19 protein-coding genes and 1 pseudogene are annotated in these 20,904 nt (G+C 33.0%); 2 read left to right on the top strand and 18 right to left on the bottom strand.

All coding sequences use genetic code 11. The features are described from left to right. The first annotated feature begins 206 nt into the window (after nt 1–206). Complete coding sequence (locus FP432_RS06875; protein WP_265488581.1) at nt 207–818, top strand: hydrolase; 612 nt, start codon at nt 207–209, stop codon at nt 816–818. Between the two features lie 214 nt (nt 819–1,032). Here the strand turns inward: FP432_RS06875 and FP432_RS06870 are convergent. From FP432_RS06870 to FP432_RS06840, 7 genes and pseudogenes are all read right to left on the bottom strand, one after another. Continuing rightward, a pseudogene (locus FP432_RS06870) lies at nt 1,033–2,132 on the bottom strand (IS110 family transposase). 267 nt (nt 2,133–2,399) lie between these two features. After that, a complete protein-coding gene (locus tag FP432_RS06865) occupies nt 2,400–2,537 on the bottom strand; it encodes a hypothetical protein (RefSeq protein WP_265488580.1) in 138 nt (45 codons plus the stop codon). Nucleotides 2,538–2,555: 18 nt separating this feature from the next. After that, complete coding sequence (locus FP432_RS06860) at nt 2,556–3,212, bottom strand: DsbA family oxidoreductase (RefSeq protein ID WP_265488579.1); 657 nt, start codon at nt 3,210–3,212, stop codon at nt 2,556–2,558. After that, nucleotides 3,212–4,147: a thioredoxin-disulfide reductase gene (gene trxB, locus FP432_RS06855; protein WP_265488578.1), complete on the bottom strand. Its 936-nt coding sequence runs from the start codon at nt 4,145–4,147 to the stop codon at nt 3,212–3,214. Before trxB ends, FP432_RS06860 begins: the two co-directional genes overlap by 1 nt. Nucleotides 4,148–4,261: 114 nt before the next feature. Further along, on the bottom strand, nt 4,262–4,918 hold the full coding sequence (locus FP432_RS06850; protein WP_265488577.1) for an ArsR/SmtB family transcription factor: 657 nt from the start codon (nt 4,916–4,918) through the stop codon (nt 4,262–4,264). Then, entirely contained in the window at nt 4,902–5,201 is a 300-nt protein-coding gene (locus tag FP432_RS06845) for a hypothetical protein (protein WP_265488576.1), read from the bottom strand. Before FP432_RS06845 ends, FP432_RS06850 begins: the two co-directional genes overlap by 17 nt. Nucleotides 5,202–5,313: 112 nt before the next feature. Next, complete coding sequence (locus FP432_RS06840; RefSeq protein ID WP_265488575.1) at nt 5,314–6,465, bottom strand: LCP family protein; 1,152 nt, start codon at nt 6,463–6,465, stop codon at nt 5,314–5,316. A gap of 156 nt (nt 6,466–6,621) precedes the next feature. Between FP432_RS06840 and pepF the strand changes: the two genes are divergently transcribed. Continuing rightward, nucleotides 6,622–8,421, top strand: a complete 1,800-nt coding sequence (gene pepF / locus FP432_RS06835) for an oligoendopeptidase F (RefSeq protein ID WP_265488574.1) — start codon at nt 6,622–6,624, stop codon at nt 8,419–8,421. Nucleotides 8,422–8,466: 45 nt separating this feature from the next. On the opposite strand, the gene FP432_RS06830 is transcribed toward pepF, so the two are convergent. The 11 genes from FP432_RS06830 to FP432_RS06780 all read right to left on the bottom strand — a co-directional run bounded on the left by FP432_RS06830 (nt 8,467) and on the right by FP432_RS06780 (nt 20,860). Further along, a complete protein-coding gene (locus FP432_RS06830) occupies nt 8,467–9,267 on the bottom strand; it encodes a metal ABC transporter permease (RefSeq protein ID WP_265488573.1) in 801 nt (266 codons plus the stop codon). Next, entirely contained in the window at nt 9,267–9,887 is a 621-nt protein-coding gene (locus FP432_RS06825) for a metal ABC transporter ATP-binding protein (protein ID WP_265489617.1), read from the bottom strand. The genes FP432_RS06830 and FP432_RS06825 overlap by 1 nt, the downstream gene beginning before the upstream one ends. Before the next feature lie 58 nt (nt 9,888–9,945). Then, the gene (locus FP432_RS06820) at nt 9,946–10,824 is read right to left on the bottom strand and encodes a metal ABC transporter solute-binding protein, Zn/Mn family (protein ID WP_265488572.1); all 879 of its coding nucleotides are present in this window, start codon (nt 10,822–10,824) and stop codon (nt 9,946–9,948) included. A 91-nt stretch (nt 10,825–10,915) separates the two neighbouring features. Beyond that, nucleotides 10,916–11,707, bottom strand: coding sequence for a Cof-type HAD-IIB family hydrolase (locus FP432_RS06815; protein WP_265488571.1), 792 nt, complete (start codon nt 11,705–11,707; stop codon nt 10,916–10,918). A 115-nt stretch (nt 11,708–11,822) separates the two neighbouring features. Next, the gene (gene pfkB, locus FP432_RS06810) at nt 11,823–12,737 is read right to left on the bottom strand and encodes a 1-phosphofructokinase (protein ID WP_265488570.1); all 915 of its coding nucleotides are present in this window, start codon (nt 12,735–12,737) and stop codon (nt 11,823–11,825) included. Nucleotides 12,738–12,881: 144 nt separating this feature from the next. After that, nucleotides 12,882–13,631 (bottom strand): aspartate/glutamate racemase family protein, encoded by a 750-nt coding sequence (locus tag FP432_RS06805; protein ID WP_265488569.1) that lies wholly within the window; start codon nt 13,629–13,631, stop codon nt 12,882–12,884. Nucleotides 13,632–13,649: 18 nt separating this feature from the next. Next, nucleotides 13,650–15,218, bottom strand: a complete 1,569-nt coding sequence (locus tag FP432_RS06800; RefSeq protein ID WP_265488568.1) for a UDP-N-acetylmuramoyl-L-alanyl-D-glutamate--2,6-diaminopimelate ligase — start codon at nt 15,216–15,218, stop codon at nt 13,650–13,652. Between the two features lie 49 nt (nt 15,219–15,267). Then, entirely contained in the window at nt 15,268–16,413 is a 1,146-nt protein-coding gene (locus FP432_RS06795; protein ID WP_265488567.1) for a sensor histidine kinase, read from the bottom strand. A 7-nt stretch (nt 16,414–16,420) separates the two neighbouring features. Further along, entirely contained in the window at nt 16,421–17,107 is a 687-nt protein-coding gene (locus FP432_RS06790; protein ID WP_265488566.1) for a response regulator transcription factor, read from the bottom strand. Nucleotides 17,108–17,274: 167 nt separating this feature from the next. Next, nucleotides 17,275–19,131: an ABC transporter ATP-binding protein gene (locus FP432_RS06785; RefSeq protein WP_265488565.1), complete on the bottom strand. Its 1,857-nt coding sequence runs from the start codon at nt 19,129–19,131 to the stop codon at nt 17,275–17,277. 10 nt (nt 19,132–19,141) lie between these two features. Continuing rightward, nucleotides 19,142–20,860: an ABC transporter ATP-binding protein gene (locus FP432_RS06780; protein WP_265488564.1), complete on the bottom strand. Its 1,719-nt coding sequence runs from the start codon at nt 20,858–20,860 to the stop codon at nt 19,142–19,144. Nucleotides 20,861–20,904 lie beyond the last annotated feature (44 nt).

The following is a 20,904-nucleotide window of genomic DNA, read 5'->3' as shown; positions in this document are numbered from 1 at the left end:
TCTAATCTTGCTATTTTTTATTACAAATAAGTTACGATATTACATTTTCTAAAAAAACTGTAAATTTCAAGTTGAAGTCATGCAATACGCAGTCTTTATAATTTACTAGGTAAAATATCAATTTAGTTAAAGAATAACAGTTTTAGTCTTTAACCACAGTAATTTTTTATTATTTTGTTTAATTTTTGAAAGGTTTTTATTTTAATATGCGTAAGTTTTTAATGAGTGTAATTGGTGTAACTTTATTAATGCTTAGTTTTACAGCCAAAGATACTTTTGCTGTAAGTAACAGTGCTGATGATATTGTCTCTATGTCTTTAGTTAAAGAAACTATTAAACCACAACTTATGCTCCAGAAATTTCAAGACCAGCAAAGAGTTGCTTATCAAAACCAAAAATTAAAACAAATTCAAGCAGAACAAAGTAGAATGGATCAAGTAGCTGCCAAAGAAGCAGCAGCTAAGAAGGCCCAAGAAGAAAAGCAAAAGCAAGCGGTAGTATCACAAGCTCCTACTGCAACAAAAGCCGTTCAATCTACTACCTCTACTTCAAATAAGGGTACCTTTAAGCTTTCTTTTTATGATCCAGCTGCCATGGGATCAAATATGGGATACGGTGGTGTAGCTGCTAATTTATCTGTATTTCCAAAGGGTACCAAGTTAAAAATCACTCTCTCTGATGGTACCGTATGGTACAAAGTCGTCAATGATACTGGTAGTTTTGCTGCAAGTAATCCTCATCAATTAGATGTTGCGATGCCAAACAGTCAGGTACCTGCTGCTGGTATTTTATATGCTACAGTTGAAGTAATTGGATAACACTAAAAGAGACGATAGGTTATAAAACCTATCGTCTCTTTTTTCTACGTAAAGTCAAGCACAATACGATGTTTGACTATGTTTTTAGCTTGAATTTTAGTTTAAGTAGCTATTAATGTCGATATATTTTTGGAATTAAGCACGATAAATAAGCCCAAGTTTATATCTGATTTTTGGGCTTAGCGTTATAATGTAGTTGATCAATTAATTACGACTAAAGTCTTTTTTGGTTATGTGTGGCTACGTTGTAATCATATAGTTGATCATTAATAATCAGGGCATAAATTGTTCTGATTAGTTTATGTATTGAAGCAATAGCTATCTTTTTAAACCCTTTGGTTTGAGAAGATAGCTTTTTGCTTTCATAATAATCTGCTATGTGACACGGATTAGTCTTTACCTGGATCTATGCCAATAAAAGCATTAATTTTATTGGGATTGCTAAATCTGCGTACATCTCCCAATTCTGCTAAAACTCTAACTGCAGTAGTTTGGGCAAAACCTGGAATATTTTCTAGATTTTCTAAATCATGATTAGGTAAAGTCTTAGCGAGTTTAACCATTCTTGTAATTAATTGTTCTCTTTGCTTACTTAGATTAAGTAGTCTTTGGGTATAATATTGTACTTGTTGAACTTCTATACTAGTCTCGGAGACAACTGGATAAGCTTGATAAGCTAATTCAATAAGTTTATCAGCAGTTTTTTGAGCATGTTTAAATGCAATACCTTTTAAATTCATTAGCCAATTAATAATTTGATTTTTGTTCTCTTGTCTTACTAAATCGCAATGAGGGTAATGAGCAACTATTTGCCAGTAATTATTACCTTTAGCAGTAGAAAATAGATTTTCAATTTCGGGAAAAGTTGATTGTAAAGCCTGGTGAAGTCTATTTTTAGCTGTGACTAAATCATCTGTTAGCTGGTCATAGAAACGACTCAAAGCATTGAGTTGCTTATAAGACTGAGACTGATTTTGACTAACTGGATGATGATAAAGTCTTTGAATTAAGGCTAAATGATAAGCATCAGTTTTATCAGTCTTATTATGACGTAGTCCCAAATCCATTTCTTTTTTGCTTTAAGAGGATTAAGCACAACATATTCATAACCGTAATCTTCTAGAAAAGCTTGTAGTCTGCGTGAATAAACACCAGTAGCTTCTCTGGCTGTTTAGTAAAAGCAGCTAATTCGTGCAGTAATTTAATAAAACCAGGACGGTCGTTAGTAATGGTAAATTCATTTTTACTTTCACCAATTAGCTCACAAATAGTAGAAGTAGACTTACTTACATCAATTCCAAAAGTAATTTGCATTATATAACCCCCTAAGCTTAAGTAGTAAAACGTATTTACTTAAGAAATCAGATCTAATTTTCTAAACTCGACATCAACGTGTCCACATTCTTCGAAGAGATTATTGATAGCCTAAGTAAAACTGCCAGTTTTGTCTACGACATCAAGTGTCTAAAAAGGCTTTGACATATCGTTTTACTACTACTTAAATTCTACAAGAGAATAAAAAATAGTGAATTAATTATCCCGTCGGATAACTAATTCACTATTTAGCTTAGAATGTTTTATCTATTCTTTTTCAGTTTTACTCCAATCAAGTACACAGCCATCAGGGCCACAAATACCTGCACTAATACTTGAATCAGTTTCAACAATATGAAAATTTGGAGTCTTATTTTCTTTAGTTACTTTTTCTTCTTTTTTCATATTACTCATCTCCTTGAATTATGATGCTGCTTCTTCAGCTTGTACCTTTTTTAAAGCTTCTAAGAAAACTTCATATGGTTGCGCACCGCTTATTGCGTATTTATTGTTAATAACAAAGAATGGTGCTGCTTGTACACCAGATTGATGAGCTTCTATTTCATCTAATCTGACTTCATTTTCATATTTATCACTATCTAAAAGTTCAGTTACTTCTGCTTGGTCTAATCCAGCTTCGACTGCAGCTTTTAGTAAGACCTTACGATCAGCAATTGATTCACCATCAGTAAAGTAGACCTTATAGAAACGATTAATTACACGTTCTGCTAGTTCTGGATCATTTTTACTTTCAGCTAACTTAATCAAGCGGTGCGCATCCATTGTATTAGTTGGCACTACTTTATCTAAATGAAATTCTAAACCTTCACCTGCTGCCATTTGGCTGATATAAGCCATTTGTTGCTTAGCTTGAGCTGCCATAGCAGGATTACCACCAGTGAAGTGATTAATATAGTCGCCCTGGTGAGCATGCTTTGCTTCCATTGGGTTTAATTCAAATGACTTTAATTCTAATTTTGTATTATCATAAATTCCAATTTCTTTCATTACTCGCTTCATACGAGTAGAGCCAATGTAACAAAATGGACAAGCGATATCTGACCAGTATTTAATTTCCATTATTTTACTCCTTCAGCTTTTAAACTTTCTACATATTCAAATGCATTTTGTCCTGCTACGCCACCATCACCTACTGCAGTAATAATTTGACGAAGCTCTTTTTGACGTACATCACCAATTGCATAAACACCTGGAATTGATGTTTCCATTCGGTCATTAGTAATTACCCAACCATCCTTGTCAGTAATACCTAAATCTCTAAATGGTTGGGTATTTGGTTCATTTCCGATATAAATAAATGCTCCAGCTGCATCAACAACCTTGTCTTCATTAGTCTTATTATTATGTACTTTTACGCCAGTCATTTTTTGACCGTCACCAATAATTTCTTTTACTTCACTATCCCAAGTAAAATTCATCTTATCATTCTTAAAAGCACGATCTTGCAAAATCTTTTCTGCTCTTAATTGATCACGACGGTGAATTACATTTACATCATCAGTAACATTTGCTAAGTAGAGTCCTTCAGACACAGCTGAATCTCCTCCACCAACTACCACAACATTATCGTCTTTAAAGAAGGCACCATCACATACTGCGCAGTAAGAAACACCACGACCGCTATATTCTTCTTCACCAGGTATTTCAAGTTTCTTATTATTTGATCCAGTTGCAATAATTACTACTGTTGCTTGAATATCTTCTGGTTCCATTTGAACAATGCGTTTATGACCGTCCATTTTAAGTCCAGCTACATCACCATAAACAAATTCAACGTTTTGCTTAATCGTACTCTGGTACATTTTTTCACCAAGTTCAGGACCCATAATTGAAGGAAAACCAGGATAGTTTTCTACTTCAGCGGTATTATTCATTTGACCACCATAAACACCGCGATCAATCATTGCTACCTTGAGGTTAGCTCTTGCAGCATATAATGCTGCAGTCATTCCACCAGGACCTGCTCCAATAACTGCTACATCATACTTTTTCATTTGCTTTCTCCTAAATTATTTTATTTAATAACTATTCTACGTTTTCGTTGATTAATTTATATAATTATATTATTACTTACTAAAAATAAGTCAACACTTAAATCTTAAATCATTTTATTTTTGAATATCATTTTTCCATTCTGATACTGTATGGTTATAGGTGTAGACCTGATGGCCTAAATCTTGTAATCGTTGTCCAACTACATTTGCAATGCCACATAAACGGCCACGACAATAAACGATAATATCCTGATCATTTGGTAATTCATTGAGATGCTCATCAATATAGTGATAGTCAATATTATGAGCTTGAGGTAAATGATCATTATCAAATTCATCTTTAGGGCGTAAATCTAGCACATAAGCCCCATTAGAAGATAATTTATCATATAAAGTTTTTGAATCGACATGAGGTAAATCTGTTGTCTTAGCCACTAAGTTATCTTCTAATTCAGTAAAACTTGGTAAAGCTTCTTCACTCAAATCAATTAAAAGTGATAATAATTCATTTACTTTTTTTGAAGTGAGATGATAGATAACAAAATTTTTTTGTTTTTCTTCTTTTACCAAATTTACTTGCTTTAAGATTTGTAAATTTTTCGAGGTATTTGCAACACTCATATTTATTTGGCCTGCAAGTTCTTCTACTGATTTTGGACCTTGATCAAGCATAAATAATATTTTGATTCGCGTTAAATTGCTAAAGGTCTTTCCAATTTTTACTACCTGCTCAAATGCAGCATTTTGATATTTATCAGCTAATTTTTCCATTTTGTTTACTTCCATTAAAATAATATTTTACGATTGTTAATATTTGCACTTCATTTAAAAAACCATCAAATATTTCTTTAAGTTGTCCATCTTTGATAATTGCAAAGCTAGGTGTGCGTGTAATATTTAAATATCTACTCCATTTAACCGTTTCATCTTCATTAGGTAAAACTAAAGGATAATGCATTTGACCTAACTTAGATATTAATTTGCCTTCCGCATAGCCATGACCACAAGCCATAGTACCAAAGTATATTATTCCGTTTTTTGGTAACTTTTCCATTATTATCTCCTCTTTTTGCCCTTACTAAAAATAAGTAAACATATTATTTAAATCATTGTCAATAAAAAAATGACCTTTTACGATTAAAAAGTCATTTTTAATAAATATATTCTTAATTTGTACCATCCCATGCCTGAGTATCGGAATGTTGCGCATAAATGATATAATTTTCAAATTCAGCTGGATCTTTCCAATCAATCCCTTTTTGTAATCTATTCTGCCGTGTTTCTTCATTATGCAGTTTTTCTTTTGGTAAATCTAGATTACTTCGGTTTAGATCCGAAACTCGTTGTAATTCTTTGGTTGAGGCTACTTGCATTGAAGCGCCGCCGATTGTAGCATCGTGTCCATGTACGTATCCACTTTCGATATTTGAAGCGACTCCACGATAATTCATAGCAATCGTCATCATATCATTAAACGTTAAATTAGTTTCCACATATTTTGAAATAATCTTCAGAATTTTACGATAATTACTTACTGAGTTGATTGACAGACCCTTATTTACTATTTGATTAATTATTTGTCTTTGCCTCATCTGGCGGCCATAGTCTCCTCTAGGATCGTCTTTTCTCATACGTGCATAATCAAGTGCTTGTTTTCCATTTAAATGCATCTTTCCCTTTTTAAAGTGCGTGTGGTATGTAAAGGTAAAGGGAACATTGACATCAACTCCACCAACTGCATCAACCATGCTTTCCAGAGCCTGCATATTTACTTCCATATAATAATTAATCGGAACATTAAATGCCTTAGAGACAGTTTTGCTTGATGCGCGATAACCTCCTACTTCATAGGCTGAATTAATACGGGACATGTAATACTTACCGCCGTCTTTTCCATCTCCTAAAACATCAACCAGTAAATCTCGAGGAATAGATGTCATCGTAGCTTTTTTCTTCTGTGGGTTCAATGTAATCAAAATCATGGTATCTGAATTTCCTTGATCATGACGACCTTCAATTCCCTGATCTACTCCTAAAAGTAAAATTGAAATTGGTTTATTTTCAGAAATTCTCTTCGAAGTAGTTCCATTACCATGATAAGCTTGTTGGACAGTTTCTAATGCATTAAAGTATACTCCTGCTCCATAAGCAACCCCAATTCCAATAACCAAAAGAGCAATTAATCCAGTAACTTTAGCTCCAAAATGAGATTTTTTTTGTTTACTTTGATCTGCAGCTAAATACTTATTTCGTGATAATTTTATTTTTGATGTCGAATTATGTGGGTTAGAAGATTGATCATGATTTTCTGGATTCATTAAGCCAATTTCCCTTCTATATTTCTTAACTACTTTTTACCACAATTTTTTGTTATTGAATCACTTGAATTATATTATTAATAAACTTTTATTTTTTCGCAAGGAGTTATTAACTATAATTAATAGTAAATTTAAGATAAAGAAAGAAGGATGATTATGGCTATTCCAACTAGAGATGAAGTAGCACAAGATCTAAAATGGGATTTGAGCGGTGTTTTTGAAAATGATGCAGCTTGGGAGAAAGAATACCAGGCTATTAATGAAGCTATTCCTAACTTAGCAAAGTTAAAAGGTAGCCTAGTACAATCTGGGCAAAAGTTATATGAAGGCATAACAAAAATTTTAAATATTGAGCGCAAATTAGAAAGGGTATACGTTTATGCCACTATGTCTAGCGACGTAGATACTAGTAACACCAAATATTTAGGATATGTGGCTAAGGCTCAAGCTTTGCTTAGTAATTTCTCAGCGGCTACTTCATTCGTAGATCCTGAAATTTTGAGTATTCCAGCTGCCGAATTAGACAAATATATGGTAGACGAACCTAGACTAAAAGATTATGCACATCGCATTGAAACAGTAACCAATAAGCGATCACATACCTTGCCTGCAGCCCAAGAAAAAATTATTGCAGCTGCTCAAAATGCTTTAGAAAGTTCAGCTAATACTTTTAATGTTTTAACCAACTCAGATATTCAATTTGGTTTTACTCAAGATGACAATGGGGAAATGGTTCAACTTTCCGATGGACTTTACTCACTTTTAATTCAATCACAAGATCGCAACGTACGAAAAAATGCTTTTGAGACAATGTATGATGCTTACGGTCAATTTCAGAATTCCCTTGCTTCTACCTTAGCCGGTACAACTAAACAACATAATTTTGATGCAAAAATGCATAAATATCACTCTGCTCGTGAAGACGCACTAAGTAATAATAATATTCCAACTGAGGTTTATGATAATTTAATTGAAGAAGTTAACAAACATTTAGATTTACTTCATCGCTATGTTGCTTTACGAAAAAAGATTTTAAATTTACCTGATCTCCAAATGTACGACATGTATGTACCTCTCACTGGAGAACCAGCTTTATCTTACAATTTTGAAGAAGCAAAAATTGAAGCTAAAAAAGCTCTTCTTCCTTTGGGGGAAGATTACCTAAAACATGTAGATTATATTTTCAATAATCGGGTAATCGATGTAGTTGAATCACAAAACAAAGTTACCGGTGCATATTCAGGTGGCTCTTATGATACTGATCCTTACGAACTATTAAACTGGGAAAACAATTTAGACTCCCTCTTTACTTTAGTTCATGAAACAGGTCACTCAGTTCATTCTTGGTACACTCGTCATACTCAACCTTTTATTTATGGTGATTATCCAATTTTTGTAGCAGAAATTGCTTCAACCACAAATGAAAATATTCTAACTGAATATTTCTTAGATAAAATCACTGAACCTAAAACAAGAGCATTCATTTTGAATCACTACTTAGATTCGTTTAAGGGTACTTTATTCCGCCAAACTCAATTTGCTGAATTTGAACAATTTATTCATGAAACTGATGCTCAAGGTGCTCCTTTAACTGCAGAAGTTTTAAGCGATTATTATAGCCGACTAAATCAAAAATATTATGGCGATAGCGTCGAACCAGGTGGAGATATTGCCTTGGAATGGGCTCGTATCCCTCACTTTTATTACAACTTTTATGTTTACCAATACGCTACTGGTTTTGCTGCAGCTACTGCCCTAGCAAATAAAATTGTTCATGGAACTCCTGAACAAACGCAAGCTTACATTGATTTTCTAAAAGCTGGATCTAGTGACTACCCAATTGAAATTATGAAAAAAGCAGGGGTAGACATGACCCAAAAGAATTACTTAGAAGACGCCTTTACCACCTTTGAAAAGCGTTTAAATGAATTCGAAAATTTGATTAATCAACTTTAAAATTAAAACAAAAAAATGGAAGGGATTTTGTATCCCTTCCATTTTTTAATTAAAAGAATTTCTAAACAAATTAAAGAAGTAGGTTCCTAAATAAATTGCCACTTCAATAATTGCAATAAAAAAGGTAACTGGCCAATTAGTTAAAAAACCTAAATATAATCCAGCCCAAACTCCAACTAGCGCTATCATTATTGACCAAATCATCATTGAGCCAATTGTTCTACCTAAGTATTTAGCAGTTGAGGCAGGCAAAGTAAGTAAGATAAATACCAGTAATGAGCCCACAATTTGTGATCCAATCGAAACTGACATAGCTAGTGCTACAAGAAATACTACTCCTACAATCCCACTTTTAACACCATGAGCTTGTGCACCAATATGATCAAAAGAATCAAAATTTAAAGGACGTTGTACTAAAAAAATAAGCAATAAAACTATAATTGATAGCACGACTAATTGCACTACACCAGTATAATCCACCCCAATAATACTACCGAATAAGATATTCGTTGCATAACGACTATTAGAGCCAGAAATTGCTAAAAATAATACCCCTAAGCCAATAAATAAGGCAGAAATTGCACTAATTGAAGACTCTTTTTGATCACTTCGGGTCGTTAGTTCACCTACACTAACTGAGCCAAGTAAGGTAAATAACAACATCCCCCAAAGAGGCGCTATTCCCATAAATACTGCAAAAGCAGCCCCGGCAAAACCAATTTCGGATAAGGTATGGGCTAAGAAACTAAAGTTTCTTGAAACTACATAAATTCCTACGACACCACATGTGATTGCAATGAAGGTAGACGCTAAAAAGGCAAAACGCATAAATTCAAATTGAAACATTATTCGTAATCCCCCTCAAAGTCACTCATTACTCCCTGTTGAGCTGTTTGATGATTTAAATACAAGTATTCTTTCATGTATTTTTTAGCCAGTACCAAATCGTGTGTCACAAATAACACAGTCATTTGATGCTTTTCATTCAAGTGTTTAATGAGTTCCATCAGTTCTTCTTTTGCTCTCGGATCTAAACTAGCAGTTGCTTCGTCTAAAATAATCATATTTGGACTATCCAATAAGGCTTGCGCCAAATACGCCCTTTGTTTTTGACCCCCAGAAGCCTTACCCATTCTAGTATTTTGAATTTCTAGTAAGTTGGTTTCTTCTAGTTCACGTTCAATTTTTTGTTTTATTTTACTTGTTTTAAAAGTTGACGCATTTAGACCCACAAAAGCTTTAATTGATAAAGGATAATCTTCCTCAATATTTCTAAACTGTGGCACATATCCTAACCGCACAGACTTATCAAATCGAAATATACCAGCCGTCGGTTCCAATAAATTCATTAAAATTCTAATTAAAGTAGTTTTTCCTGCTCCATTTGGTCCTAATAGTGCAGTCATTGAACCTTCTTTTAGCTTAAAATTAAGATCTTTAAAGATCACTTTATTATCAAATTTCATTGATAAATCTTTTACTTCTAAAATATCTTTCAAGTTGCACCTCTCATAACTATATCTTCTATTTTTTAGAAATATTAGCTAAGTTTGTATAATTTTGTTTCATCCAATTAAGATAAGAAACATGAGTTGGCATTGTTTCTCTCACATTCAATATTGGAATATCTTTTGCTTTAGCTTTTCTTATAAATCCATTCACAGTTGAACTAGTTGCTTGTGTATTATTAACAAAAAAGGCAATTTTCTTTTGATTAATCGCATTTGTCATTTGATTAATTAACTTAGGACTGGGATCAGTATCATTTTCAATTGCTTCCTCAAAGCCCTTATCACCAATTTTATAACCAGCTTCTTCTAAAGCGTAATCAAATACTGGCTCACTAACAAATACTGGTTTACTATCTTGTCCTTTAATTCCCTGTGCTATCTTTTTGATTTTACTTATTTTAGCAATATAAGCTTCGCCATTTTCTTGATAATAAGCCTTATGCTTAGGATCAATCTGCGAAAGTTTTTTTACCAAATAGTTTACATACTTCACTGGCATATTCAAATCATACCAAATATGAGGATTATCTCCCTTTTTTAACTTCATTAAATCCTCACCTACAAGCACTACTTTTTTATTAGAAGCACTTGCTAAATTATTCATCCAGCTATCATAACCTAAGCCATTAGCCACAACAATATTAGCACTATCTACTACCTTCGCATCAGCCGTTGTTGGTTCAAAATCATGAGGATCAACTGTACTCTTTTGAATAATAGCTTCAGCCTTCCCATACTTACCTACTATATTCTGTGCAATATTTGCATAAACATTAGTAGAAGTAACAATATTAATTTTATCATTCTTTTTAGTTTGCTTAGTGCAGCCACTGACTACTAGTAACATTGTTACTAATATTGCCAATATACTAATTCTTTTTTTATTATTCATACTATTTAAAATTCCTTTTACTATTTTAATAGTCTCAAAACAAAAATCAGTTAACTAAAATAGTTAACTGGTCATTTTAAAATATTTAATCCTAATTTTCAAGTAATTTTATAATTTCTTTTTGAACACTACTATCCTGACTAGACCCTATTATATGGTCTGCCACCTTTTTAGTGCTTGTCATTCCAGTATTGGTCACAAAACTCTTGCCTACATATTTAAGCATGGCAATATCATTACCACTGTCACCAAAAGCCACCATTTCATCAGACATAATATTTAATTTTTTACTCAAAAATTCTAACCCCGACGCCTTAGTAACATGAGGCGCTGAGAAATCAATTGAATCATATCCTCCTGCAACAATACCAATTTGAGGATATTGTCGTTCTAATTCATGCAATATTTTAGGCATCTTATCTTCTGGCACAACTAGACTAACTTTAAATATTTGATCTTTAATATCGTTTAAATTATCAATTAACTTGATTTTTCGATAAAATCTGGTCATTGAATTATAAAAATCTGATCCAGCTGACTTTAGAATATAAGCACTTTTTATTCCAGCAATAATTATTGGATATGGATAAGTTTGGCAAATTCTGATAATTAAATCATATAAATCCCTACTTAAACTATCAATTTTCAAAATATTATTGCCTTCAGCCACAAGAGCTCCATTTTCAGCAATAAAATACATTTGCTTACGCGCATTTTCTGGAAAATATGCTAAGAGATTTTCATATTGATTTCCGCTGGCAATTACAAACTTAATGTTTTTTTCTTGCATTAACTTAAAATCTTTTTGAAATAATTCATGATTATAAGTTTTTTCTGCATTAAGCCAAGTTCCATCCATATCAGTAGCAATCAGTTTTATCATTTTGATCCCTCAATTCTAATTGCAACTTTCTTATCTCCACTATACTAAAAAAATTTATAAAAACCTAATTATTACACAAAAAAAGTGCTTTATTACAAAGCACTTTTTAAATATTCTAACGGATCTCTTCAACTTTAATTTGTGGTAATACTGTATCAATTTGACTCTTAATTGCAATATCTTCAGTAAAGGCGGTAGCACCACCACAAGCCATCCCAACTCTGAAGGCTTCAACAGGATCTTGCGTCTTGTAGTAAGTTCCCACAAAACCTGCAATCATTGAATCACCGGCACCCACAGAGTTTACAGCAATTCCATTAGCAGCACTAGCATAATAAATATGATCCTTAGTAATTAAATATCCTCCTTCACTTGCCAGCGAAATCATTACATTTTGAGCACCCATTTTACGTAACTTTTCTCCGGCAGCAAATAATTCTTCTTTATTATTAAAGCTAGTATCAAATAAATCAGCTAATTCCTGAAGATTTGGTTTAATCACCAAAGGCTTGTATTCTAAAGTATCAAGCAATGCTTGTCCAGTAGTATCGATAGCAAATTCAGCACCATTTTCTTTAATAGCTGGTAACAAATCTTTATAAAAATCAGTTGGTAAACTTGGAGCAAGACTACCACTTAAAACTACAATATCACCAGCGTTTACATCATCTAAACGAGCTTTAAAAGCTGCAATTTCTTGGGCATCAATCTTTGGACCAGCTGCATTAATTTCTGTTTCTTTTTGGGCGTGGATTTTGATATTAACTCGTGTGTCATCACTAATTGTCACAAAGTCACTAACAATCTTCTTTACGTTTAATTGACGCACTAATTCTTTACCAGTAAATCCTCCAATAAATCCCCATGCAGTATTATCAACATTAAGTTGGTTAAGAATTTGAGAAACATTAATACCCTTTCCACCAACTAAAAATTGAGCTTTATCAGTACGATTTATTTCGCCTGGATTTATTGCCTTTAACTGTATTACATAATCCAATGCTGGATTAACTGTAACTGTATAAATCATTTTATAGCCTCCTCAGTTAGCAACCTTCCATATCTATCAATATGATAAACGCTTACATTTTAAAAAGCAATTACTCTCTTAGTTTTTCATTAAAATAATTTATCTTAACAAAAAAGATTTGATCTCTAAGATCAAATCTTTTTATTATTCATATAAATATTTCTTTGTAGCTTCTTTTGGATCCATACCATTTCTAATTTTTAGAGCTAATTCAATTGAAACATCTGCAATAATTGACTGGGGATCAATGACGTTATAAGGATGATCAGGAGCTTTTTCTTGTGCCAAAGATAATTCTGTACATCCTAGTAAAATCACGTTACAGTCATATTTATCATGCATAGTTTGCAAAATTTTATGATAAAGTTCTTTATCTACAACACCTTTTTCCTTAATGTTGTCATAAATCAACTTATTTACCATTGGTTGGATCTCTGGCCCACCTAACTCAACTTTTTTACCCACTTTTTCAAGTTCGTCAGCATAAAGATGATCATAAATCGATCCTTCTGTAGCAATTAAACCAATTTTTTCTTCTTTTGGATAATTTTCTACAAAATTGTGGACTGCAATTCTCATCATATGCAAGAAAGGAACATTAGTTAAGGCAGCCAAATCGTCATAAAAATAATGGGCCGTATTGCAGACCATTACAATAAAATCAGGATTTAGTTTAGATTGTCCTTCAATATCATCTTTTAAATCATAAAAGAAGTTGGGTTTAGAATGATCTTTAATATAAGCCGTACGATCTGGTACTTGCGCGTCATTTACTAAACTATAATTCAGATAATCTTGGTCTTTAGAAATTTTTACACGATGATTAATTAAACGAACATAGCTTTCAGTAGCTATTGTTCCCATACCACCAATAATCGAGAAAAAATGTTTCATGTTTATCCCTTACTAAACTTAATCTTGGTCACCTTCAAGATCTTTAATTACCTTTTCAGCAACCTTAATATCTGTTGGATAAGGAGTGTCAACACCACGAATCTTTTGATATGGATCAGCACCCTTACCACAAATTAACACAATATCATTTTTACCAGCCATGGCAATAGCATCATGAATTGCTTTTTCACGATCTAATTCAATAGTTACATCAACTTTTGAATGATCAATTCCGGCATTAATTTCATCAGCAATATCTTTTGGATCTTCAAATCCAGGATCATCAGTTGTTAAAAATGCCTTATCTGCATAAGCACTTAAACTTTCACTAAAGCCAGGACGACGAGATACTCCTTTATCTCCTGGAGCCCCTACTACTACAATAATCTTAGGATTATTAAATTCTTTTTTCATAAAGCCCATTAATGCCATCATTGATGCTTTATTATGGGCATAATCAACTACTACAGTACCATGATTATCAGAAGGTAGAGTCTCCATTCTACCAGGAATTGTGACATGACGAATCCCTTTAGCAGCTTCTTGATAGTCTTCACCTGCAAGCCCTGCTCCAATAATAGCAGCTGTACCATTAATTTCATTAAAGTCCCCAATCATTTGAAGAGTATATTCCCCAGCGATTGGCAACTTTTTAGCCATTTCTGATTCACAATATAGCTTAAACTTAGTTTCTGCCATATCTGTTTCGATAGATTCAAAACGGAAGTCAATTGTCTTTTCTAAGTTTGGATTTTCAAATTTATTATCTGCAAATAAGTAAATACTATCTGGGTTAGTGGTAGTAGTAGCGGCTGCATAAACTTTATCAAAGTGATCAGTCATGGCATTAATAATACATTTACGCGAATTTACCATTAGTTGTAATTTACAGTGCAAATAATCCGCAAAGTTTGGGTGTTCATTTGGTCCAATGTGATCTGGAGTAATATTTAAAAAGAAACCTAAATCATAAGTTAAACCAAAGACACGATTCTTTTTGTAAGCTTGAGAAGAAACTTCCATTACTAAGTGAGTCATACCATTATCTACAGCAGTACGCATATCACGGAATAAGTCCAATGACTCTGGCGTAGTTAAGCTAGACTTAAAACGATCTTCTGGGTTAGGACCGACAACATCATCTACTGATGAAATTAGAGCCGTACGTCCTCCATTAACCTCATCTAGCATCCCTTTCAAGAAGTAAGCAGATGTAGTTTTTCCTTTAGTACCAGTAAAGGCCACCACATACAAATCATCTTGAGGAAAATTGTAAAAGGCAGCAGATAACAAAGCCATTGCTTTTGAAACATCTCTAACAATGAGAGCATGCATTCCTTTGCCTTCAGGATAAGGCTGTTCAGCTACGTAACATACCGCTCCATTATCTTTTGCCATAGAAAGATATGTAGGTCTAAATGCTTGTCCCTTACAAAAGAACAAAGTATTGGTTTTGATATCACGCGAATCATAAGAAATATAATCCAATTTTGTTGGTACAGCATCTTGAACAGCACTAGATTTTAGCAAATGGTGCTCTTTCAAAATTAAAATACAAGTATTTAGTGAAATGCTAGATTCAGTCATTTTTTCTCCTATAATCAAATCAATTCAGCCTAAATTATAGCACACCCCTTTATTCCTGGGGAGAATTGAGTGGTAATCTAATAATGAAACTTGTCCAATTATCATCTGACTTACAAGTAATAGTTCCACCATGGAGTTCAACAATATTTTGAGAGATTGCTAATCCTAAACCTGCTCCACCTGTTTGCAGGTTGCGGGATGATTCAACTCGATAAAAACGCTCAAAAATTGATTTAAGAGCTTCTTCAGGTATTTTTTTACCATTATTTTCAACTCTTAATTCAACATACTTATTATTTACTTTATTAGCAATTAAATTAATTTGTGTCGCGCCTTCTCCATACTTAAGCGCATTGGTAATCAAGTTATTCAAGACCCGAACTAATTTTTTGGCATCAGCCTGAATTGTCAAATCATGTGGCCTTGTTTCTACATTAAATTCTATCTTTTTATTTTTTGCTTCTAATTCAAATCCAGCCGCTACCTGTTCTAACATTGAATTAACATGTAGTGGTGCTAATACTAATTTGCTCTTATTACTTGCTTTTAAGGTTGTATATTCAAACAAATCATCTGCTAACGACTTCATTTGTAAGGATTTATCATAAGCAATAGTGATATATTTTTTATTTTCTTTACTTAAATCATCTTGATACTTAAGCAACCCCAAATATCCAATAATAGAAGTTAATGGTGTGCGAATATCATGCGAGACATTAGTAATCAAATCATCTTTTGACTTTTCAATCTGCCTTTCCTCTTCCATTGCTGCCACAGTACTATCAACTAAGGCATTAATTGAATCAATTACTTTTTGAAGATCTGTTTTTACGGTAAAAGGAATACGATGATCAAAGTGTCCATCCGCAATATAATGCAATTCATCAATCACATGACGCAATTGCATTTGGCGGTAACGTCTAATTAATCTCCACCACAAAATAATAACATCAAAAATCACTAAAATAATGATGAACCCACGTTGCCAAGACCAAAGATGCGATCCATTCCATAAAGTAATATTCTTTTTTAGAAAGAAAATATTATTCTCTAAATGCGGATCATTTATTACTGCTAGATTAAGTAGAATTACAACTGATAAATTTAGCAGTAGTAACAATACAATTGTAACTACTGCTTCACCAAATAGTTCACTTTTTTCTCGTGCAGTGAGTTTAACTTTTTGTTTTTTCATTGCTTCCTTAAGCTTCTATTTTATAACCAACGCCCCAAACAGTTTGGATGACTTCTTCACCATTAGTAGCTTTTTGGATCTTATCACGTAAGTGAGATACGTGAACCATAACAGTTTTTGCAGACACTACTGACTCTTGTTGCCAAACACGTTCAAAAATTTCATCGGCTGAAAATACACGGTTAGGATGACTAGCAAGCATATAAAGAATTCCAAATTCTAACGCAGTTAATTGAATTGGCGTGCCATCCACCGTTTTTACTTCATGAGAATCTTTATTAATAATTAATGGGCCCACTTCCAAAATATCAGGTTCATCACTTTTAACTTCCTTTTGACTACGACGTAATAAAGAACGTACACGAGCCATTACTTCAAGTGGATTGAAAGGCTTTACTACATAGTCATCAGCACCAGTAATCAAACCTTGAATTTTGTCCATATCGCCTGATTTAGCAGATACAACTAAAATTGGGATTTCTGAATCTTTTCTGACTTCCTTGATTACATCAATTCCTGACATTTGAGGCATCATAATATCCAAAATCATACAAGCAATATCAGGATTAGTAGAAAGCTTAGTAAGAGCTTCTTTACCAGAATAAGCACTTACTGGTTCATATCCTTCATTTTTTAGATAGATATTTAAAAGTTCAACAATTTCTTTATCGTCATCAACAACTAAGACTTTCATAGAGAATTCCTCTCCTATAATTTTTTATATTTACAATTTATATTATACATTTTATATTTAGAACTATTTTACCCTTAATTTCATAAAAGTTTTACTTATAACTCTATCCTTAATAAAGTCATAAAAAAGCACTAAACTTTTTTCAAAAGCTTAGCACCTTTAATTAATTATTGAATTTCTTTCTTACCAGTATAAAGTTCGTAATAATAGCCCTTTTCCTTAAGTAATTCTTCATGAGAACCACGTTCAATAATATGACCATGATCAAGAACAAGAATTAAATCAGAGTTAACAATAGTTGATAAACGGTGGGCAATAACAAAACTTGTTCGCCCTTTTAATAAATTATCCATTCCTGCTTGAACCATTCGTTCAGTTCTAGTATCAATGCTTGAAGTTGCTTCATCTAAGATCATAACAGGTTCATCAGCAATCATCGCCCGGGCAATACTAATTAATTGCATTTGGCCTTGTGATAGGTCACCCCCATCACCATCAATCACTGTATCATAACCATCTGCCAAATTCTCAATAAACTCGCTCGCATGAGATAGACGTGCTGCTTCACGTACTTCTTCATCAGTAGCATCAGGTTTACTAAAACGGATATTATCTCTAATTGTTCCACTAAATAAATGTGTTTCTTGTAAAACAATAGCCAAAGAATGACGTAAGTCATTTAGTTTGATTTGTGAAATTGGTACACCATCATAAGTGATTTTACCAGACTGAATTTGGTAAAAACGGTTCAACATATTCGAAATGGTAGTTTTTCCTGCTCCTGTTTCTCCTACCAGAGCAACTTTCATTCCTGGTTTAGCATCAATATTGATATCATACAAGATTTGATGTCCAGGAACGTAGGAGAAATTTACCTTATCAAAAATAATATGACCTTTAATTGGCACCTTCTTATTTTGACCATCCTTTTCTGGCACTACCCAATCAAATTCATGCTTTTTATCAGGATTCTTCCAAATAGTTACATCTCCATCATCAACTTCTGAAGGTTCATCCTCTAATTCAAAAATTCGATCTGCCCCAGCTAATGCCATAACAATTGAATTTAATTGTTGAGAAATCTGTGAAATCGGCATACTAAACTGACGTGATAATTGCAGGAACGATGCAATCGCACCTAATGTAATTGGAACCCAACCATTAATTGCTGCTGCTCCACCTACAAATGCAACTAATACATAAAGTAAATTTCCAATACTTCCCATGATTGGGAACAAGACATTGGCATAGGCATTTGCATTTCCTGAAGCAATTCGTAATTGATCATTATACTTTTGAAAACCCTCTTTAGCTTCTGGCTCATGAGAAAAAATCTTAATAACTTTTAGACCGTTAAGCATTTCTTCATCATAACCGTTTAATTCACCCATTTTTTCTTGTTGAATTTTGAAGTAGCGGCTAGATCTAGTAGTCAAAAATTTTACTACTCCAAAAGATAAGGCAAAAATTATAAAGGATAAAATTGTTAACTGCCAGCTTAAAGTTAACATTGCGACTACTACGAAAATTAATGTTAGGAGTGAATTCATGAATTGAGGAATTGATTGAGAGATCATTTGTTGCAAAGTATCAATATCATTAGTATATCTACTCATGATATCCCCATATTCATTACGATCGAAATAAGGAATTGGTAAAGACTCCATATGGGTGAACATTTTATTTCGAACATTATATTGAACTTTTTGTGCTAAAACAGCCATTAAAACTGTAAATAAGTAATTAGCAATCCACCCAATAACAAAGATACCTAACATTACACAGACAGCATAAAGCAAAGGCTGATAATTAGGTACTTTTTCATGCAGTAAAGGAGTAATGTAAGAATCGATTAATTTTTCAATAAATAAAGATCCAATAACTCCAGAAGCTGCTGATAAAATAATCCCGACGATGGAGACAACCAGCATCCAAGGACTAGTAGTAAAAACTAGTTTTAATAAGCGGCCTAAAACTTTACCTCTCTTACCTTTTAATTGAGATTTCTTTTCTGCTTGATCCAAACTATTTCACCTACTTTTCTTCTTGGAATTTAGCAATTGAACTATAGAGTTCATTTGTTTTCATTAATTCATCATTAGTACCAATAGCTTGAATTCTACCCTTATCCATTACGATAATGTGGTCAGCATCTTTAATAGAAACAATACGCTGAGAAATAATAATTTTTGTGGTATTTGGCATATCATTAACTAAAGCATGACGAATTTCACGTTCGGTACTAGTATCAACAGCAGACATTGAATCATCAAGAATCAAAATCTTTGGATTCTTCAATAAGGCACGTGCGATAGTCAAACGTTGCTTTTGACCACCAGAAACGTTATTACCACCCTGACTTATTTGAGTATCATAACCATCTGGTAATTCTCTAATAAAACCATCTGCATGGGCAATTTTTGCTGCACGAACAATTTCTTCATCTGTCGCATTCTCATTACCCCACATCAAGTTTTCTTTAATAGTTCCCGTGAAAAGAACATTCTTTTGTAAAACCATCGATACTTTGTCACGTAGAACATTTAAGTCATAATCTTTTACATTATGACCTGCCACCTCTACTTCACCAGAAGTTGCATCATATAAACGAGGAATCAAAGAAACTAAAGTAGATTTAGAAGAACCAGTCTCACCAATAATCCCAATGGTTTCACCAGACTTAATATGCAAATTGATATCCTTTAATGCATAATTTTTATCGTCAGGTGCATATTTAAAATCTACATTCTTAAAATTAATTTCTCCATTTTGAATTTCTTCAATTGGATCCTTAGGATTAGTAATTGTTGGTTGCTCTTGTAAAACCTTAGTAATTCTTTGCGCACTAGCACCAGAAATAACTAATTGGGTAATGATCATTGCTATCATATTCAAAGCAAATAAAATTGAGTTTGAATAAGTAAACATTGATACCAATTGACCTGTTTGTAAGGTATGACCAACGATTTCTTTAGCACCAAACCATGCAATCGCTAGAGTGGAAATATTTAAAACAGCCATTACCGTAACTGCGTTTAAAGACATAATTTTTTGAGCAGTTGAGAACAATCTGTAAATTAATCCAGTAGATTTTTCAAAGTTCTTGATTTGTGGTTGTTCTTGCACATAAGTCTTTACTTCACGAATTCCACGTACATTTTCGCGTACGTCTTGATTTAATTTGTCATATCCCTTAAAAATCTTAGGGAAGTATGGATAAGCACTTCTTATCAACAAAACCAGTATAATCGCAAAAATTGGTGCAATAATCACAAATATTAATGATAAACGTGGACTAATGATAACCGACATTACAACTGCAACAACTAACATCATTGGTGCACGTACTGCAAATCTAATGATCATTTGATATGCCATTTGAACATTTGTAACATCGGTAGTCAAACGAGTAACCAAACTTGAGCTTGAAAACTTATCAATATTCGAAAATGAAAATTCCTGAATATTATCAAACATATCTTGTCGAACATTAGCAGCAAATCCTGCAGCTGCATGTGTAGCACAATAACTACTACCAATCCCACAAGCTACAGCAAAAATCGTCAAGCAAAAAAGAACAATTCCCCATTTTACAATGGCCTTCATATTCCCTGTCATAATTCCCTGGTCAATTAAAATACCTACCAAATAAGGAATAAGCATTTCAACAATAACTTCACCAGAAACTAGAATGGGAGCTGCTATTGACAAATTCTTATATTGTCGGATTGATTTTCGTAATGTGGAAATCATTAAATTCTCCCCTTTTATTAAATTTTCTAATAAATATAAAATAA

Source organism: Lactobacillus sp. PV034 (genome assembly GCF_014522305.1).
Lineage (GTDB): Bacteria > Bacillota > Bacilli > Lactobacillales > Lactobacillaceae > Lactobacillus.
Note: the sequence above shows the minus strand (reverse complement) of the source record. Positions and strands in the feature narration are given on the sequence as shown.

Excerpts from the sequence above, each read along its gene's own strand:
- FP432_RS06875 (WP_265488581.1), top strand. The coding sequence starts at position 207 with ATGCGTAAGTTTTTAATGAGTGTAATTGGTGTAACTTTATTAATGCTT.
- FP432_RS06865 (WP_265488580.1), bottom strand. The coding sequence starts at position 2,537 with ATGAAAAAAGAAGAAAAAGTAACTAAAGAAAATAAGACTCCAAATTTT.
- FP432_RS06860 (WP_265488579.1), bottom strand. The coding sequence starts at position 3,212 with ATGGAAATTAAATACTGGTCAGATATCGCTTGTCCATTTTGTTACATT.
- trxB (WP_265488578.1), bottom strand. The coding sequence starts at position 4,147 with ATGAAAAAGTATGATGTAGCAGTTATTGGAGCAGGTCCTGGTGGAATG.
- FP432_RS06850 (WP_265488577.1), bottom strand. The coding sequence starts at position 4,918 with ATGGAAAAATTAGCTGATAAATATCAAAATGCTGCATTTGAGCAGGTA.
- FP432_RS06845 (WP_265488576.1), bottom strand. The coding sequence starts at position 5,201 with ATGGAAAAGTTACCAAAAAACGGAATAATATACTTTGGTACTATGGCT.
- FP432_RS06840 (WP_265488575.1), bottom strand. The coding sequence starts at position 6,465 with ATGAATCCAGAAAATCATGATCAATCTTCTAACCCACATAATTCGACA.
- pepF (WP_265488574.1), top strand. The coding sequence starts at position 6,622 with ATGGCTATTCCAACTAGAGATGAAGTAGCACAAGATCTAAAATGGGAT.
- FP432_RS06830 (WP_265488573.1), bottom strand. The coding sequence starts at position 9,267 with ATGTTTCAATTTGAATTTATGCGTTTTGCCTTTTTAGCGTCTACCTTC.
- FP432_RS06825 (WP_265489617.1), bottom strand. The coding sequence starts at position 9,887 with ATGAAATTTGATAATAAAGTGATCTTTAAAGATCTTAATTTTAAGCTA.
- FP432_RS06820 (WP_265488572.1), bottom strand. The coding sequence starts at position 10,824 with ATGAATAATAAAAAAAGAATTAGTATATTGGCAATATTAGTAACAATG.
- FP432_RS06815 (WP_265488571.1), bottom strand. The coding sequence starts at position 11,707 with ATGATAAAACTGATTGCTACTGATATGGATGGAACTTGGCTTAATGCA.
- pfkB (WP_265488570.1), bottom strand. The coding sequence starts at position 12,737 with ATGATTTATACAGTTACAGTTAATCCAGCATTGGATTATGTAATACAG.
- FP432_RS06805 (WP_265488569.1), bottom strand. The coding sequence starts at position 13,631 with ATGAAACATTTTTTCTCGATTATTGGTGGTATGGGAACAATAGCTACT.
- FP432_RS06800 (WP_265488568.1), bottom strand. The coding sequence starts at position 15,218 with ATGACTGAATCTAGCATTTCACTAAATACTTGTATTTTAATTTTGAAA.
- FP432_RS06795 (WP_265488567.1), bottom strand. The coding sequence starts at position 16,413 with ATGAAAAAACAAAAAGTTAAACTCACTGCACGAGAAAAAAGTGAACTA.
- FP432_RS06790 (WP_265488566.1), bottom strand. The coding sequence starts at position 17,107 with ATGAAAGTCTTAGTTGTTGATGACGATAAAGAAATTGTTGAACTTTTA.
- FP432_RS06780 (WP_265488564.1), bottom strand. The coding sequence starts at position 20,860 with ATGATTTCCACATTACGAAAATCAATCCGACAATATAAGAATTTGTCA.